The sequence below is a fragment of the Candidatus Nitrospira neuquenensis genome, assembly GCF_979578155.1.
Map to the genome: position 1 here is coordinate 43,217 of NZ_CEFZDU010000022.1, position 14,961 is coordinate 58,177.

11 protein-coding genes are annotated in these 14,961 nt (G+C 65.1%); all 11 read right to left on the bottom strand.

Annotation, left to right across the window (positions count from 1 at the left end):
* Window positions 1-4 precede the first annotated feature (4 nt).
* The 11 genes from AC1U7O_RS09095 to AC1U7O_RS09145 all read right to left on the bottom strand — a co-directional run bounded on the left by AC1U7O_RS09095 (window position 5) and on the right by AC1U7O_RS09145 (window position 14,935).
* Window positions 5-1,771: a class I SAM-dependent methyltransferase gene (locus AC1U7O_RS09095; RefSeq protein WP_479894407.1), complete on the bottom strand. Its 1,767-nt coding sequence runs from the start codon at window positions 1,769-1,771 to the stop codon at window positions 5-7.
* Complete coding sequence (locus AC1U7O_RS09100; RefSeq protein ID WP_479894408.1) at window positions 1,768-2,670, bottom strand: glycosyltransferase family 2 protein; 903 nt, start codon at window positions 2,668-2,670, stop codon at window positions 1,768-1,770. Before AC1U7O_RS09100 ends, AC1U7O_RS09095 begins: the two co-directional genes overlap by 4 nt.
* 10 nt (window positions 2,671-2,680) lie before the next feature.
* Window positions 2,681-4,141 carry a hypothetical protein gene (locus AC1U7O_RS09105; protein WP_479894409.1) on the bottom strand — a complete coding sequence of 487 codons (1,461 nt, stop codon included), beginning with the start codon at window positions 4,139-4,141 and terminating at the stop codon, window positions 2,681-2,683.
* 76 nt (window positions 4,142-4,217) lie between these two features.
* A complete protein-coding gene (locus AC1U7O_RS09110) occupies window positions 4,218-5,171 on the bottom strand; it encodes a dTDP-glucose 4,6-dehydratase (protein WP_479894410.1) in 954 nt (317 codons plus the stop codon).
* 33 nt (window positions 5,172-5,204) lie between these two features.
* Window positions 5,205-6,458, bottom strand: a complete 1,254-nt coding sequence (locus AC1U7O_RS09115; RefSeq protein ID WP_479894411.1) for a methyltransferase domain-containing protein — start codon at window positions 6,456-6,458, stop codon at window positions 5,205-5,207.
* Between the two features lie 94 nt (window positions 6,459-6,552).
* Complete coding sequence (locus AC1U7O_RS09120) at window positions 6,553-7,977, bottom strand: B12-binding domain-containing radical SAM protein (protein ID WP_479894412.1); 1,425 nt, start codon at window positions 7,975-7,977, stop codon at window positions 6,553-6,555.
* 40 nt (window positions 7,978-8,017) lie between these two features.
* On the bottom strand, window positions 8,018-8,647 hold the full coding sequence (locus AC1U7O_RS09125) for a ferredoxin (RefSeq protein WP_479894413.1): 630 nt from the start codon (window positions 8,645-8,647) through the stop codon (window positions 8,018-8,020).
* Window positions 8,648-8,669: 22 nt separating this feature from the next.
* The gene (locus tag AC1U7O_RS09130; RefSeq protein WP_479894414.1) at window positions 8,670-10,097 is read right to left on the bottom strand and encodes a B12-binding domain-containing radical SAM protein; all 1,428 of its coding nucleotides are present in this window, start codon (window positions 10,095-10,097) and stop codon (window positions 8,670-8,672) included.
* Between the two features lie 175 nt (window positions 10,098-10,272).
* A complete protein-coding gene (gene asnB, locus AC1U7O_RS09135; RefSeq protein ID WP_479894415.1) occupies window positions 10,273-12,168 on the bottom strand; it encodes an asparagine synthase (glutamine-hydrolyzing) in 1,896 nt (631 codons plus the stop codon).
* A 2-nt stretch (window positions 12,169-12,170) separates the two neighbouring features.
* On the bottom strand, window positions 12,171-14,126 hold the full coding sequence (locus AC1U7O_RS09140; protein WP_479894416.1) for a hypothetical protein: 1,956 nt from the start codon (window positions 14,124-14,126) through the stop codon (window positions 12,171-12,173).
* Window positions 14,123-14,935 (bottom strand): class I SAM-dependent methyltransferase, encoded by an 813-nt coding sequence (locus AC1U7O_RS09145; protein ID WP_479894417.1) that lies wholly within the window; start codon window positions 14,933-14,935, stop codon window positions 14,123-14,125. Before AC1U7O_RS09145 ends, AC1U7O_RS09140 begins: the two co-directional genes overlap by 4 nt.
* Window positions 14,936-14,961 lie beyond the last annotated feature (26 nt).

Here is a 14,961-nt window from a genome sequence, read left to right on the forward strand (position 1 = left end):
GCGGCTATGCGGTTCCGGGCGGGCTGCCGGCACAGGGGCATTCGGACCCCCGGTTCCCGTCATCGGGTCGGGGCACTCCGACCGCGAAAACTTCCGTGCCGACGAAAGGAAGATTGAAGCGATAAGCAATATCTGCAAGGATCATGATCGCCCGCTTTTTCCAGTTGTACTCGCCCAGTCCCACTTGTTCCACCGCACTCTTGGGCAGATGCCGGACGAGCTGCCGATAGATCAGGGAGTGGACCGGCCACCCGCAGGTGAAGGCCCGCACCACGCGAAAACCCGCCTGCTCCATTTTCTGGACCAACCCGTCCTTCGTGTAGTGGCGATAGTGCCCCATCCGCCGGCCGTGCTCGTCGAGCTCGCCCCCGGGGACACTGATCAGCACGTAGCGGCGGCACATCTTCCTTAAGTTTCTGAGTGCCGCGAGGTCGTCCTGGAGATGCTCCAGCACTTGGACGGAAATAATGAGGTCGTAGGCTCGTTCCGGGACGTCATCCCGCACAATGTCCAGACGGAACAACTGCGCCTGCGGAAGCTGTTCCTTGCAATAGCGCAACGCCGTGGCGCTCAACTCGGACCCCGCCAGCGCGACCCCCGGATAGCGTTGGGCGATCATTCGCAGCAAGGTCCCTTCTCCGCACCCCATGTCCAGGACTGACTCGAACGCAAGACGCCTCACTTGGCGCAGGACCATCCGACGGAGATACCGCGGCGCGGGCGCATACCGTTGCATGTCGCGCCAGGCCACCCAGATGTCATCGTAAAAGGCCTGCTGCGCGGCGGGATCGTCCTGAACCTGGCCCTCCGTCTCCTCCCGCTTAGGCTTGGCCGCCACCACTTCGACCGACGCACCGGCGCTGGCCCCCCAACTGGCCACGGCCAGCAGCAGACTGGGCAGCACCAAGAGACTACCGGTGAGGGTCATGGTCAGGCCGGCTGGAGACAGCACTGCCCCTCGATCCACTCCCATCAAGACCTTGGTCAACAGGTTTTGCGGGAACCCCATTCGATTCAGGAGGCTCTGAACCCACCCGTAGGGATCATGCTCGAACGAGGCGTACCGTGTTTCCTTGACCGCCAGCCCGGCACGGCTCAGCAGCAGGAATAGCGACTCCTTGGTGAAGTGGTAGAGATGGCGCGGCACGTCGAGGTGGAACCACGACCGGCCGGTCGCCACCGCCTGCCATCCCTCCAGGTTCGGCACGGCCAAGACCACATGACCGCCGGCCTTGAGCAGCCTGGCCACCTGCCGTAGCGTGCCCAGGGGATCGGGCAGATGCTCGAGGACTTGAAAGAGAATGATCAGATCGAAGCAGGGCTCGGGTTTCAGCCCGTCGAGGTTCCCAGCGAACACCGGAATACCGCCGGTCCGTGCGGCTGCCGCGCTGAGCACAGACCGCTCAACCCCGACCGCTTTCCAGCCCTGCTGCCGGAGAGCTCCGAGCATCCACCCGGCGCCGCACCCCACCTCCAGCGCCAATCCGGAGGGCCCCAGTTTCCTGACCCACTTGCGCACCCGCCGATCGTAGAGGAGCTTCAAGACACGCTGCGTCAGCCCGCCATACTGGCGGTACTGGCGTGGGTAAAACCGATTCAAGGAAAGCGGTTGTGGCCAGGTGAAGACAACGCCGCAGGCCAGGCACCGATGCAGGTCGAAGGATTCGCCCGTGATGTAATCTCGAACGCCGGGGAGGAAGATCGCCGTCTTCGACGACCCACAGACCCGGCAGTTCGCCTGTAAGCCGATCGTGGTCTCGGGTTGGCTCATAAATACGACTGTGTCTCGTCGACCACATAGACCGGCCGAGCCACCCCGTTCTTGTAAGTCCTGGCAAGGTAGAGCGCAATGATGGGGACGGTCACGAGGAGGAAGTAAAACGACAGGATCATGGCCAGTCGGCCGGCCGCTTCGAGCGTCAATCCCCGCAGCAGGACCAGGCTCGGATAGGCCACGGCCAACGCCGCCGCGACGTACAACACCAGCCGGAGGGGGAACGTCGAGCTCGACAGGATGCCCGCCGCCGCGAAGCGCGTCATCCGCCAGAGACTGTAGTGCGAGCGCCCATGGGCGCGCTTGGCCCGGAAATACGGAATGCCGACCCGCTTGAACCCGACGTACCCCAGCTCCGCACGCAGGAAGGGATAGGTGGTGTGCGGCGCGATGATTGCGTCGCGGACCTGCCTGGTGATCATGGCGAACTCGGCCATCCAGAGAACGATCTCGCTGTCCGCGATCCGCTTGTTGGCGTAGTAGAACAACTTCCGGAGAAAGGTGATGACGGCCGGCTCCTCGCGGTTCGACCGGATGCCGTAGGCCACTTGCGCGCCGCCCTGGATCGCACCGTAGAACTGGACGAAGAGCTCCGGGGGGTCCTCGCAATCCACGTCCACCATGGCATAGAGGTCGCTCTCCACGGTCGTGAGCCCGGCCATCAGGACCGCGTGGTAGCCGAACCGCCTCGACAGCGTGATCACGCGGACGCGCGAATCCTGCGCCCGCAGCTTGAGAATCTCGGAAAGCGAGTCATCCTCACTGGCGTCGTTGACGAAGACCAGCGACCATTCGCGGAGGCCCGGCAAGGACTCCAGCACCGCCCGAGCTCGTTGGTAAAAAGGTGCGATGTTGGCGCTCTCGTTGTGGACCGGGACGATGACGGAGAGATTCATCGCTCCATCCTCAGGTCGCCTGCGCCCCCAGCGACCGCTGGGGCAGCACCGCCCCCGGCGCGCCGACTCGGTTCGCTCCGACCATCCCCTTGGCATATCCTTCACGGTGGAGGAGCAGGAAGAGGACCATGACCATGAACGGCACCATCTGCAGCTTATAGCGCACCCCGGCCCCGAAGTTTGCGAGAAGGATCGCCCCGTGCAGCGCCGACCACAGCACGCAGTAGGACGCGGCCCAGATCACGACCGGATCCCTCACGGTAGACCACTTCAAACGCCGGAGCGCTATCAGGACCAAGACGAGCAGGATGGTATTTTCCACGGCGGCCAATCCGCTGAAGATGTTCCGGGCGTCGAACGGCAGGGGGCGGAACAAGCCGCTGAAGATCACGACCGGGAGCGCCTGCCCCAGGTTACCGCTTTGCATCTGTTGCGCCAGCTCCATCGCCTCGTTGGCCCGGCGCGAGCCCCCGAACTCCGCGGTGTAGGCGGTCCACTCGGACCTCACGTCCTGGCCCTCGGTAAGTTGGACGTACAGCCGTTCAACGGACTTCAGGTCTTCGATGTGAAACCGCTTGGCGATCGGTTCCCACGCATAAAGGAGTGCCGGCAGTGCGAGTACGACGATCGCCAAACGTTGAATCACATGGCCCCTCCGGATGAGGACGGCCAGCACCAGGCAGCCAGCGGCCATCACCGCCGTCCACGGTCGGACATTGAAGGCCAGGACGAATCCGCCGCTCGCGATAAAAAAACCTTTCGCCTCTCCCCTGACCAACAGGCGGGCGGCTCCGTAGGCGACGATGCCCAGAATCATGAAGATGAGCGGGTCCTTCCCCAGGATCGAAGACCAGAACAGGATGGAGGGAAAGAAGGCCAGCCAGTAGAAGGCGATCGGCGCAGGCCGGCCCAGCATCACGACGACGGCGCGGTAAAAGGCGTAGGCCCCCATGAGGCCGAAGAAGGCGAAAACGATCTTGAGGGCGTGGTAATACTTTCCAGCAATCAAGGAAATCAACATGACCAGCCGCAGCATGTTGTCCGTGCCCTGGCCGAGACGGTGCTCCTCTAGCCCCCTGGTCGGATCCCGGAAGAGGTGGTACCACTCCTCGCGCCAGTCGATTCCGGGGTACATGAAGTGGATGCCGGTGACCGTAGCTCGAAAATAGTGGTACGCATCCAGCCCGTAGCGTTGCTCATAGAACAGCATCACCACCAGCACTACGAAGAACTTCGCGAGCCATGCCGCCAGCAGCAGCTTCCGATCCTCGCCGCCCAGCCAGATGAGGCCGACGGCCAGCACGATCCACCAGAGGACGCCCATCGCATAGTCCAACCCGATGGCCGGCTGCTCGATGCGGAAGCCGAGGTCGCGGATGTGGTAACCGATCCACACCGCCGCGGCGACGGTGCCGCCGAAGAAGATCAGGGTGTCCCACCGCAGCCAATCTTGTGTGTGCTGTCCGTTCACGGGATGATCCCGGCAAGGCTCAGGGGATCGGTGGGCTGGGCGTCGGACGGCGCGAGGACGGCGATCGAGGTGCCCGTCACCAGACGAACCGGTTCTTGTAGAATTCCACGACGGCCTTCACCTCAATGTCGAAGTCCTTCGTGTTCTTCCAGCCCAGGGCGCGGATGGCCGAATCGTCGAGCGAATAGCGCACGTCCTGCCCCATGCGGTCGTAATTGAACTGGACGTGGTCCTCCAGCGGAACGGGTGTGCCGAAGTAGGCGGTCAACACCTTGGAGATGACCTCCCGGTTCGGCGCCTCGTAGTTGCCCGAGACGTTGTAAATCCGGTTACGCCCGCCGTGCTCGACCAGGTGCAGGATCGCCGACACCGTGTCCTCGACGTGCAGCCAATTGCGCACGTAGGAACCGTCGCCGTGCAGGGGGATCTTCTTCCCGAGCGAGAGGTACTTGATGGCCTTCGGGATGAGCTTCTCCGGGTACTGGTAGATGCCGTAGTTGTTGGTCGGCCGGATGATCAGATAGGGCACCTTGTGAGTCCGGTGCCAGCCCATCACCAGCATGTCCGCCGCGGCCTTGCTGGCGGAGTAAGGATTGCTGGGCCGAAGCGGGTCGGTTTCCTTGTGGTTTCCGTTGAGGACGTCACCGTAGACTTCGTCGGTGCTGATCTGGACCAGCAGCGGCATCTCGTAGTTCCGCTTGCCGCGGATCAATTCGAGCAGGTTCTCGACGCCCAGGATGTTGGACATCGTGAACCGCTGGCTGTCCATGATACTGTTGTCTACATGGGTCTCGGCCGCGAAATTGAAGACATAGTCCACGTCGTAGAGGTGGTCCATGCGGGCGATGTCCGCTTCCAGGTACCGGAACGAGGAGGACTGACCGAACTCCTCCAACAGTTCCGTCCGCGCGGCATAGGTCTTCTTGTCCACGCCCCAGACCTTCCAGCCGCGCTGGAGGCAGGCGCGGGTGAAGTGTGACCCGATGAAGCCCAGGCAACCGGTCACGAGGACCACCTTGCGCTCTGGCATATGTGCCTTCTTGGACATGGACAAGCCTCCCTCCTAGGACAGGATCCGGGCCTCGGGGACGGGCAGGATGTAGGCGCCGCGGTAGTCGATGGCGCGGCAGCGGCGGCGGATTTCCGCCTCGAAGTTCCACGCGAGCAGCAGCAGATAGTCCACCTTGGAGCGGGCCAATTCCTCGGGACCGGTGATCCGCATGTGCGAGCCCGGCGTGTACCACCCCCACTTTTTCGGGTTGTCGTCCACGGCCACCGGAATGGTGTCGCGCGTCAGCCCGAAATAATTCATCAGCGTGTTGCCCTTGGCGCTGGCCCCGTAGGCCCAGATCGTCCGCCCCTGTCCGTGCAGCTCGCGGACCAACTCGACGAGGCGAGCCTTGTTGCCCTGGACGCGCCGGCCGAAGGCCTCGTACAGGTGGAAGTCCCGGATGCCGAAGGCCTGCTCCTGTTCCAGGCAGCGCGCCACGGACGGCTGGGGACGATGCTCGCCGGCCCGGCCGGTGAAGACCCGCACCGTGCCGCCGTGGATGTCCTTGAAATACTCGACGTCCAGGACGGTCATTCCATACTGCTTCATCAGGATGGTGAGCGGGAGAATTCCCACGTACGAGAGGTGCTCATGGTAGGCCGTGTCGAACTCGTTTTTCTCGATGAAGTCCACCACGTAGGGACACTCGATGACCAACAGGCCCTTGGGAGCCAAGCAGCGATCCACGGCGCGGACGAACTCGTGGACGTCATCCACGTGGGCGAACACATTCGTGGCCGTGATGACTTTCGGGCAGCCGTACCGGCTCGCGACCGTCTCCGCCGTCTCTAAGGACCAGTAGGCGCACAGCGTCGGGATGCCGGCCTTGTTCGCCTCGGCCGCCAGGTTTTTCGCCGGATCGACGCCGATCACCTGCATTCCCTCGTCCCGGAACTTGGACAGCAGGCAACCGTCGTTGCTCGCGATGTCCATGACCAAGTCGCCGGCCCGGCACGCCGCGCGGGCGACTGCGGTCTTCGCCAACTCCACGCAGTGATTGCGGAAGGTTTCCGTCGTCGAGCTGACGTACAGGTAATTCCGGAACATCAGGTCCGGATGCACGACCTTGGTCAACTGGGACAGGCCGCAGTCCTCGCAGACCTGGAGCGCCAGCTCTTCCGCGAACTCGGGGCGGCCGAGGTCTTCCTCCCGCAGGTAGGAATTGGCCAGCGGCGTCCGGCCGAGGTCGAGATAGACCCGCAGCCGCGCCGATCGGCAGATGCGGCAGGTTGTCTGCGACTTGGATGTCGGGGAGGTCTGGATCATGGCACCGATGGTATACCCCTAGGCCCGGCGGGGCTCCTTATCTACCTCCAACGACCGGAGGGAGTCAAGCCGGACGGGCCTAAGCCGGGCATGGTCAGATACGCGCGCCGGACAACAGGAACCTGATGAAGTAGTACACGTTGTAGAGGAAGTCCCCTCTGAACAAACCCTTCCAGAAGTGCCGGACATAGTACCAGGGATTCCAGAGCACCATCTTCCGATAGGCCAGCCGGTGGTACCGCTCGATCGTCTCCCAGGACAGTGAGGGATGCCGGTACATCGCGCGCGGGTTGTAGACGTTGTACTTGCTCCAGTTTCGATCCTCGATCAACCCCCTGGCCTCCAGCTCCGAGAACATGGCGGTGCCCGGGAAGGGAACGCAGATGCTCACCTTCAGAACATTGACGGGCAAGGAACGTCCCATCGCGATCGTCTTGGCCATCCCCTGTTCCGTGTCATGCAGCAGACCAACCATGAAAAACCCATAGACCTCGATACCGGCCTTCCGGCACATGGCGACGGCCCGACGGGCGGCGGCGGCGGAGGCGTGCCCGCCGCGGCCGTTCTCCTGCAGCACCCAGTCGTCCCCCGATTCGAACCCGAAGGCCACCTTGTAGCAGCCGGCGCGCTTCATCAGGTCGAACATCTCTTGGTCGCCGATGTCCACGCGAAGGCCGCTGGCGCAGCTCCAGGCGATCCCGATCCCTGCGCGGATGACCCCTTCGCAGATCGCCTTGACCCTCGCCGGCTCGGCGGTGAAGATGTCGTCCACGACGAAGAGCTCGCGGAACCCGGCGCGGCGCATCGCGGCGAATTCTTCGACCACCCGGGGCACCGACTTCTTCCGCAACAGACGGCCGGCGGTGTTCTTGCTCGCGCAGTAATTGCAGGAGAAGGTGCAGCCCCGCGAGGTCTCAATGAAGCCCGTCGCGCCGCGCCGGCGGGCCAGCGGGGGAGCGTACCGCGCATACTGCCGGAGGTCGAAGAGGTCCCAGCTCGGAAAGGGGAGGTCGTCGAGGTCTTCGATCCAGCCGCGCGGGGCGGAGCGGACCGGCCGGCCTCCGTCCGACCAGACGAGCCCCGGCACATCTTTCGGCGCCTTGCCGTCCACCAAGGACGCCAGCGCGAAGTCCCCTTCACCGCAGCAGACGACATCGAGCCCCGCTTCCTCGAGCGACCGCTCCGGCAGCGCGGAACAGTGGGCTCCCCCGCCGACGACCATGATGTCGCGGCGGTATCGCTTGACCCGCTCGGTGATGGCACAGACTTGAGGAAACAGCGGCGTGGTCCCCGTCAGGCCCACGACGTCCGGCTTCCATCCTCTGACGACGTCCATGATGCCGTCCAGGTCGAGATCCTCGTAGCAGTAATCGAGCACGCGCACCTCGTGCCCCAACTCCCGCGGCCTCGCCGCCACCGTCGCCAGGCCCAGCACGGGATAGAACGGCAGGCAGAAGCGGGGCATGATGTTCGCGTGGGTCTCTTTGTAGGAGGGGTTGACGAGCAAGAGTCTGGCCATCGGCGGAACCAATCCTTTCGTTGGGCGTCCGGGTGAGGGATCAGGAGGCGGGCGGGGCGGAGGACCGGGCGGACTGGGGCGACTGCAGCGGATCATCCTGCACATACTCCAAGCCAAGCCGCAGGGCAACCTCGGCCTTCTGCAGCTCGCTGCCCAGGTAGGCCGCATGAGGCAGAGTGGACACGGTCTTCAGCCGGACCAGGGTGTTGAAGATGTCCTCCGCCTTCCGGCCCTGCACCACGTAGAGCAGCTCATGCTTGGCCGTGTAGCAACGGACCTTGATGAGCCCCTGATCCGGGAAGATCTTGATCGTGACGAACCCCTTGGGGTCCATCTCCCATTCCTTCTCGCTGTCATACGTCGCCTCGATCACGCGCGCGGTTTCCTTCTCCCGCTCGGCGGTCGGCGTGATCTCCAGGATGCTCTTGTCGGTCGCCAGGTCGATGATGTCGATCGCATAGACGGGACAGACCAGGGCCGAATCCTTGATCTTCCGGATGTCGCCCCCGTCCACGACGAGTTCGTACCGCTCGGTGGCCGGGTTCAGCGTGCCCCCGTTCAGGATCGCCTTGGCTTCGTCGTCCAGGCTCCAGAGGTCCGGATGGACGCCGACGCAGGCGCCGGCCCCGATGCACTCCGCCTTGTTATAGAGGATCTTGAACTGCGACATGACCCCGTGATTCCTCGCTTCGTTAGGGGCTCTTGAAGGCCAGCCCGATGACGAACTGCAGGGCGTTGTAATGCTGTTTGATGTCGTCCCACGTCCGAATGCGGGTCAACCGCTGCCAGATGTAACCCGGCCGCAGGTAGAACTTCCGGTAGGCCCGGCGGATCGTCTCCTCAATCTCCTTGGCGTCCCGGTAGCCCTCCGGCACGTACTGGGCATGGTCCCGGCCCTTGTACGTGTCGTCGAGAAACTTCCCCTCCTGGACCAGCTCGTAATAGAGGGGCGTCCCGTACTCGGGAAAGTAGGGGTAGAACATGACGTAGCTGATCCGGTTGTCGATCGCGAACCGGACGCTGTTCATCGCCTTGGCCGGCGATTCGCCCGGCAGCGACAGGATGAAAGTGCCCCGCACGTCCATCCCCGCGTCGAGCACCCAGCGGATGGCCTGGGCGATCTGGTCCACCTTCACGCCCTTCTTCACGCGGTCCAGCACGTCCTGGTTGGCCGACTCGAAGCCGATGTAGACGTTCCAGCAGCCGGCGCGCGCGGCCGCGTCCACCATTTTCTTGGTCATGGTCCCCGAGTAGCCGTAGGCCTGCCAGACCAGCTCCTTCTCCAGCCCCTCCTGCCGGATCAGCTCACAGAATTTCAGGACCCACGCCTCGTCCACGAGAAAAATGTCGTCCCAGAAGGCCACCTCGCGCACGCCCCACTTCACGACGGCCTCCTTCATGTCGCGGACGACCCGCTCCGGGCTGTGCCGCCGGTAGATCGGCGCCGCGCTCCCGGCCTGGAAGCAGAACGTGCACTGGCCGTAGGGGCACCCACGGGAGGCCATGTAGAGGATGATCGGGTGGCGCTTGTACATGAGCGGGAGCGGATGGTAGAGGCTCAAGTCACACACGCTCCAGTCGGGCGAGGGCTGCAGGTCCAGGTTCATCAGCATGGGGCGCGGGTCCGTCCGCACGATGCGGCCGTTGTCCCGGTAGCAGAGCCCGCGCACGCCCTTCAGGTTGTCGCCCCGCTCGATTTTCTTGAGCACCTCGACGATCGTCTGCTCGGCCTCGCCCACGACGGCGAAGTCCAGCCCCGGGTTCTCCGCCAACACGCTCTCCCCGAAGCTGGTGGCCAGCAGGCCGCCGAGGAAGATCGGCGCCTCGAACTCCTTGTCCAGCGCCTCGATCAGCGGCTTGATGTGCTCGCGCGTCGCCAGCAGGGAGCTGATCCCGATGACGTCGGGCTTGCTGCGCTTGAGATGCTGCACGATCTCCGCGGCGCCGTAGTCCACCATCGGACAGTCCAGGTATTCCACGTCCCAGCCGATCTTCCTCACGCCGCCGGCCAGGACGGCCACGCCGAAGGAGGGCCAGTAGCCGAACTTCTTTCCGCGGTTCCGGCGGGAACCGTAGGATTCCATGATGTCGTGCGGCGGGTTGATGATGCTGAGCTTCATGGTGTGCGATCCCCTCTACTGGTGCCGGGATGACCAAGACGACGGGGCCGGGCGGTCGTGGAGCAGGCGTCACGCTCGGCGGCGGGGCCGTGGACAGGCCCGGCCGGGCGATCGGCGTCGCGTCTCGCCTTGGCAAGTCGGGTACTGTAGTCAGGGCCGGCGAGCGAAGTCAACGTCAAAGTTTGACGGGCTCCGCCATGCGCCGCAGCCACAGCTCGAAGTTCATCAGGGTCCAGAGCTGCGTGCCGTAATCCCGCTCCCGCGCCTGGTGGCTGTCGAAGATCCGCCGCACCCCCTCCGGACGGATGAAGGGCCGATACCGCGGCGAGGTACCCAGCAGCAGGTCGGCGACAAACTCCTTCAGCTCGCCCCGGAACCAGGCGCCCAGCGGCACGCCAAACCCGCGCTTCCCTCGCTTCAGGATCGGCTCGGGCAACAGGTCGGCGAAGGCCGCCTTGAGGGCGTACTTGAGTTTCCAGCGGTTCAGCTTGTACTCCGGCGGCAGTGAGGCCACGTACTCGACCAGCGCCGTGTCCAGAAACGGCGATCGCGTCTCGAGCGCGTGGGCCATGCTCATCCGGTCCATCTTCACCATCAGGTCGTCCGGCAGGTAGGTCTTGAAGTTCAGATAGAGAATCCGATGCAGGAGCGCCCGGTTCTGCGACCGCTCGAAGCAGGCATCGAAGCTTGCGCGGACCGTGGGCGGCGGCGGGCTCGCCAGCATCTCCGCCAGCATCTCCTGCGAGAAGAGCGAGCACCAGGCGAGGTAGCGGTCCGCGAGCGGCTTGGCGGCTTGCAGCAGGAACCGATGCGCGCGGACGACCAGGCGGCGCCGCCCGCCCAGCCGCAGGCAGGCGCCGGTCAGCCCGGTGCCCAGCCTTGTCAGCCACGCCGGCATCCGCTCAGACAGCACAGCGCCGAGGAACCGCTCGTAGCCCGCGAAGACCTCGTCGCCGCCGTCTCCGTTCAGCGCGACCGTGACGTGCTCCCGCGCGAGGCGGCAGAGCAAATAGGTCGGCAGCGCGGAGGAGTCCCCGTAGGGCTGGTCGTGGTGCCATAGAAGCCGCTCCACGTGCTCGAAGGCGGTGGGCTCGAGGATAAACTCCGTGTGGTCCGTCTGGAAGTGTCGTGCCACGATGCGCGAGAAGGGCGTCTCGTCGAATTCCTTGTCGCCGGTGAAGCCGATGCTGAAGGTCTTGACCCGGCGGCCCACCAGGCGACTCATAATGCCGACGACGATGGAGGAATCGATGCCTCCGCTCAAGAAGGCCCCGAGCGGCACGTCGCTGAGCAGGCGCCGTTCCACCGCGGCCTCCAACAGGCGGCGGATCTCACGGCAGGCCTCCTCCAAGGGCACGCGCCGCTCTCGGCCGGCCAAGGGGTATTCCAGGTCCCAGTAAGCGCGGGGCTCGCCGACCCGACCGCGATCCACGACCAGATAGGAAGCGGGCGGCACCTGCAGAACGTCCCGGTAGGAGGTCTCCGGCCAGGGCACGTAGCCGTAGGTGAGGTAGAGCGGCACCGCCGCCTCGTTGACCTCCCGCCGCACCGCCGGATGGGCGAAGAGCGCCTTGAGCTCGGAGCCGAAGACGAACGCCTTCGGCGCGGCGCGATAATAGAGCGGCTTCTTGCCAGCCCGGTCCCTGGCCAGCAGCAGCCGCTCCCGCTCCTCGTCCCAGACGGCCAGCGCGAACATCCCGTCCAGCCGAGACACAAAGTCGTCGCCATACTGCTCGTAGGCGTGGACGATCACCTCCGAGTCGGTCTTGGAACGGAAGACGTGACCGCAGGCCTCCAGCTCACGGCGCAGGGCCCAGAAATTGTAGATCTCGCCGTTGAAGACGACCCAGACCTTTCCCGTCTCGTTGGAGAGCGGCTGCCGGCCGGCCTCCGACAGATCGAGGATGCTCAGGCGGGTGTGGCCGAGAAAGACGGAGCCGGCGCCCGTCCTGGATTCGTAGCGGCCCTGCGCATCCGGGCCGCGGTGATGCAGGCTCCCGACCATGCGCTCGACCGTGTCCGGGGCGCAGTCGCTGCCGTCGAAGCTCAGAGCACCGCAGAGGCCGCACATGGTCAGGTCCCCTCCCGGACCGACGACACCACGGCCGGCCTGAACGAATAGGCCAGCGGCCCGCCGAGCCGGAATGTGGACTCGCCGATTTCCATCGTCACCAGATCATACCGACTCTTGGGGTAGATTCGGAACTCGCCGGGGTTCGACGGCGCATCCCAGACCTCCTGCGCGAGATACCCGATCCGGTAGGCGTCCGGGCTCTCCTCGAGACGGAAGGTGCCCTCGCGCTTGAAGACCGATGGCCGAGGCCAGCCGAGCCAGTCGGCGTAGAAGTTGAACGTGACCGGCGCGCTGGCCGGACAGCACCAGAAGAAATAGATCCCATCGAAGGTGAAACCGGTCGTGAGGGTCCGCCCGGCGAAGTGCCGCTCCCACAGGAAGCGGCCAAGCCCGACCAGCTTGGCGGTCCCCGTCGCCCCCGACAGGGCCTCCCGGATCTGATCCCGCAGCGTCCGCCATCCGCCGGCCCGCTCCAAGAGAAACACGGGCTCCCGCCCGCTCGCCGAAAGGCGCTGCTGCTCCTGCAAGACCGCTTCGACCAGCGCCCGTTCCTTCCAATCCGCCTCCACGTAGGAGGCCTTCTGGATCTCGAGGTTCACCAGCCACAACGCCGCCACCAGCGCCCCGGCGACGGCCAGCGCCGGCGAGGCGTGCGGGCGGAGCCGATCCACCAAGAGGCCCACGGCGGTTCCCACGAAGAGGACGACGCCCATGGAGCCGAGGATGTTGATCCGGTCCACGTGCAGGCCGACGTTGCGCGGATACCCGATGGACAGCAGGAAGGGGAAATAGGACAGGAAGGCCCAGAGCGCGCCAGCGACGAGCAGGAACCGTCGATCCATGCCGCCGCCGCCCCCAGGGCCGACCTTCGCCGACCGCCACCAGCTCCACCCTACCAACGCCGCGAGCACGGCCAGCGGCGCCCAGACCGTCGCGCCCAGACCCACGAGGTAACCGGCCGCCCGCACCGTGTCGGCCAGCGGATAGACCAGGAGCCCGGCGGTGTTCGCGAAGAGGTAAGAGAGACCGACCAGCACGGCGTTGCCTGCCATGACCCCGACCTTGACCAGCCCCTCCGGCAGACGTGCCTGCTGCGCGAGATCGCTGAAGCGACTCCCATAGGAAGCCACCGTGAGCCGGTGGCCGGTGAACAGGAGTGCAGGTAGGAGGCTCGTCAGGAGGAACAGCGCGGCCATCGCCGTGTAGGGCGTGACCCAGCGCCGGAACCGCCAGACGCCCTGCCCGCCGTTGGCCCGATAGATGGCCAGATAGACGAACAGCGGAGAGAGGCAGATCGCATACTCCACCGTGATGATCGAGAGCCACAGGCAAAGCAGGCTCGGCAGGAGCCAACAGAACAGGTTTCGGCCCTCCCGCCCCGGTGCGAAGTCCACGTTGAGAAAAAACGTCAGGGAGGCTAGGAACAGGGTCGCCGCCAGATTCACCGGCAGGCCTGCCTGCCAGTAGTGGTTGGAGGCGGCGAAGGGATAGAGCAGGTACAGCAGCAGGTAGGGGAGCCACCGGCCCGGGCCGGCCAGCTTCCGGACGACATAGGCGAAGAGCGCCGCGTTCAGCGCCTGCGCGCCCAGGTTCACTACATTGACCAAGACCAGCTTGGTCTCCAACACCAGAGGAAGCCGGTAGAGGAAATAGAGTTCCGCCGCCATCAACCCTTCGTTGCGGTAGAGCAGCGACCAATCCACCCGGCCTGTGGCGGGGTCCACGACGCGTAGCCCCCAGAAGTCCGGGAAGGGATCCTTCGAGAGGAAGTGCAGCGTGTTGAAGTGGACCGCTTCCAGCGGGTAGCCACGGAAGGCGAGCCAGAACACCGCGAGGCAGATCAGCACTGAGGGCAGGAGGGATGGGGGGCCGGCGAAGGACCCGACCGCAACACCCGAGCGTCCATCGCCGGCCAAAGAGGCGGAAGCGAACCTGTCGCCGAGGCTTCGGCTCATCCGGCCTTGTACCCGAACAGGCGAAACCCGTAGGCGCCGGTCGCCGAGATCACGACGTCGCGGAGCCCGGCGCGCGCCGCCCACCCCTGCAGGTCCTTCTCGTCGTAATAGAACCGGATGGGCGCGGCGAGGCGGTCGAACCAGTCGGCGAAGCAGACCCGGAACGGGAACTTGGCGTAGAGCCGGACCCTCGGCGGCGCCCACGGCCGCAGGCCCGCCTGCGCCAGCAGGCGGTATGGATTGACGAAGACATAGTAGTCCACCACTGCCAGCGCCCAGCAGAGCCGCTTGAGCAGGCCGAGAGGGAGCCGCGTCGTCAGGCGGCGGAGCCCCTCGAGGAGCGAGTTCAGCACCCGTCGCCGCTTGCTGTAGACCCAGATGAAGACCGCGCCGTTTTTTTTGACGAGGGGCAGCAGGCTTTGGAAGCCGGCCTCGGGGTCCGGCAAGTGGTGGAGCGCACCGAGGCTGTAGACGAAGTCGAAGCTCTCGGGACGGAAGGGCATCCGATAGATATCCCCCCGCACCAGCGAGGCGCCGGGCCGCCCGGCCAGCACCCGCCTCGCAGATCGGATCGCATCGCTGAAGTCCAACCCCACCATCCGGGCGCCGAATTCCCTCGCATAGTAGAGATGGCGCCCGAACCCGCAGGCGGCGTCCAGCCCGACCTTGCCCTTGAAGAATGAAGGCTCGACCGGGGCGATGTACGTGAGGAAATGCTCCCGGTTCGCCTCCACCATATCGGCGAACTGGGTCCATTGATAGCCGAAGCTCCGCTGGGTGGCGCGTTGCAGGTCGTCGAGGCTGTCCATGTTGGGTTTCATCTCCGAGGGGAGCC

Bases quoted from the DNA above. Each gene is read 5' to 3' on its own strand.
- AC1U7O_RS09125 (WP_479894413.1), bottom strand. From the start codon at position 8,647: ATGTCGCAGTTCAAGATCCTCTATAACAAGGCGGAGTGCATCGGGGCC.
- AC1U7O_RS09130 (WP_479894414.1), bottom strand. From the start codon at position 10,097: ATGAAGCTCAGCATCATCAACCCGCCGCACGACATCATGGAATCCTAC.
- AC1U7O_RS09145 (WP_479894417.1), bottom strand. From the start codon at position 14,935: ATGGACAGCCTCGACGACCTGCAACGCGCCACCCAGCGGAGCTTCGGC.
- AC1U7O_RS09120 (WP_479894412.1), bottom strand. From the start codon at position 7,977: ATGGCCAGACTCTTGCTCGTCAACCCCTCCTACAAAGAGACCCACGCG.
- AC1U7O_RS09115 (WP_479894411.1), bottom strand. From the start codon at position 6,458: ATGATCCAGACCTCCCCGACATCCAAGTCGCAGACAACCTGCCGCATC.
- AC1U7O_RS09095 (WP_479894407.1), bottom strand. From the start codon at position 1,771: ATGAGCCAACCCGAGACCACGATCGGCTTACAGGCGAACTGCCGGGTC.
- AC1U7O_RS09100 (WP_479894408.1), bottom strand. From the start codon at position 2,670: ATGAATCTCTCCGTCATCGTCCCGGTCCACAACGAGAGCGCCAACATC.
- asnB (WP_479894415.1), bottom strand. From the start codon at position 12,168: ATGTGCGGCCTCTGCGGTGCTCTGAGCTTCGACGGCAGCGACTGCGCC.
- AC1U7O_RS09110 (WP_479894410.1), bottom strand. From the start codon at position 5,171: ATGCCAGAGCGCAAGGTGGTCCTCGTGACCGGTTGCCTGGGCTTCATC.
- AC1U7O_RS09140 (WP_479894416.1), bottom strand. From the start codon at position 14,126: ATGAGCCGAAGCCTCGGCGACAGGTTCGCTTCCGCCTCTTTGGCCGGC.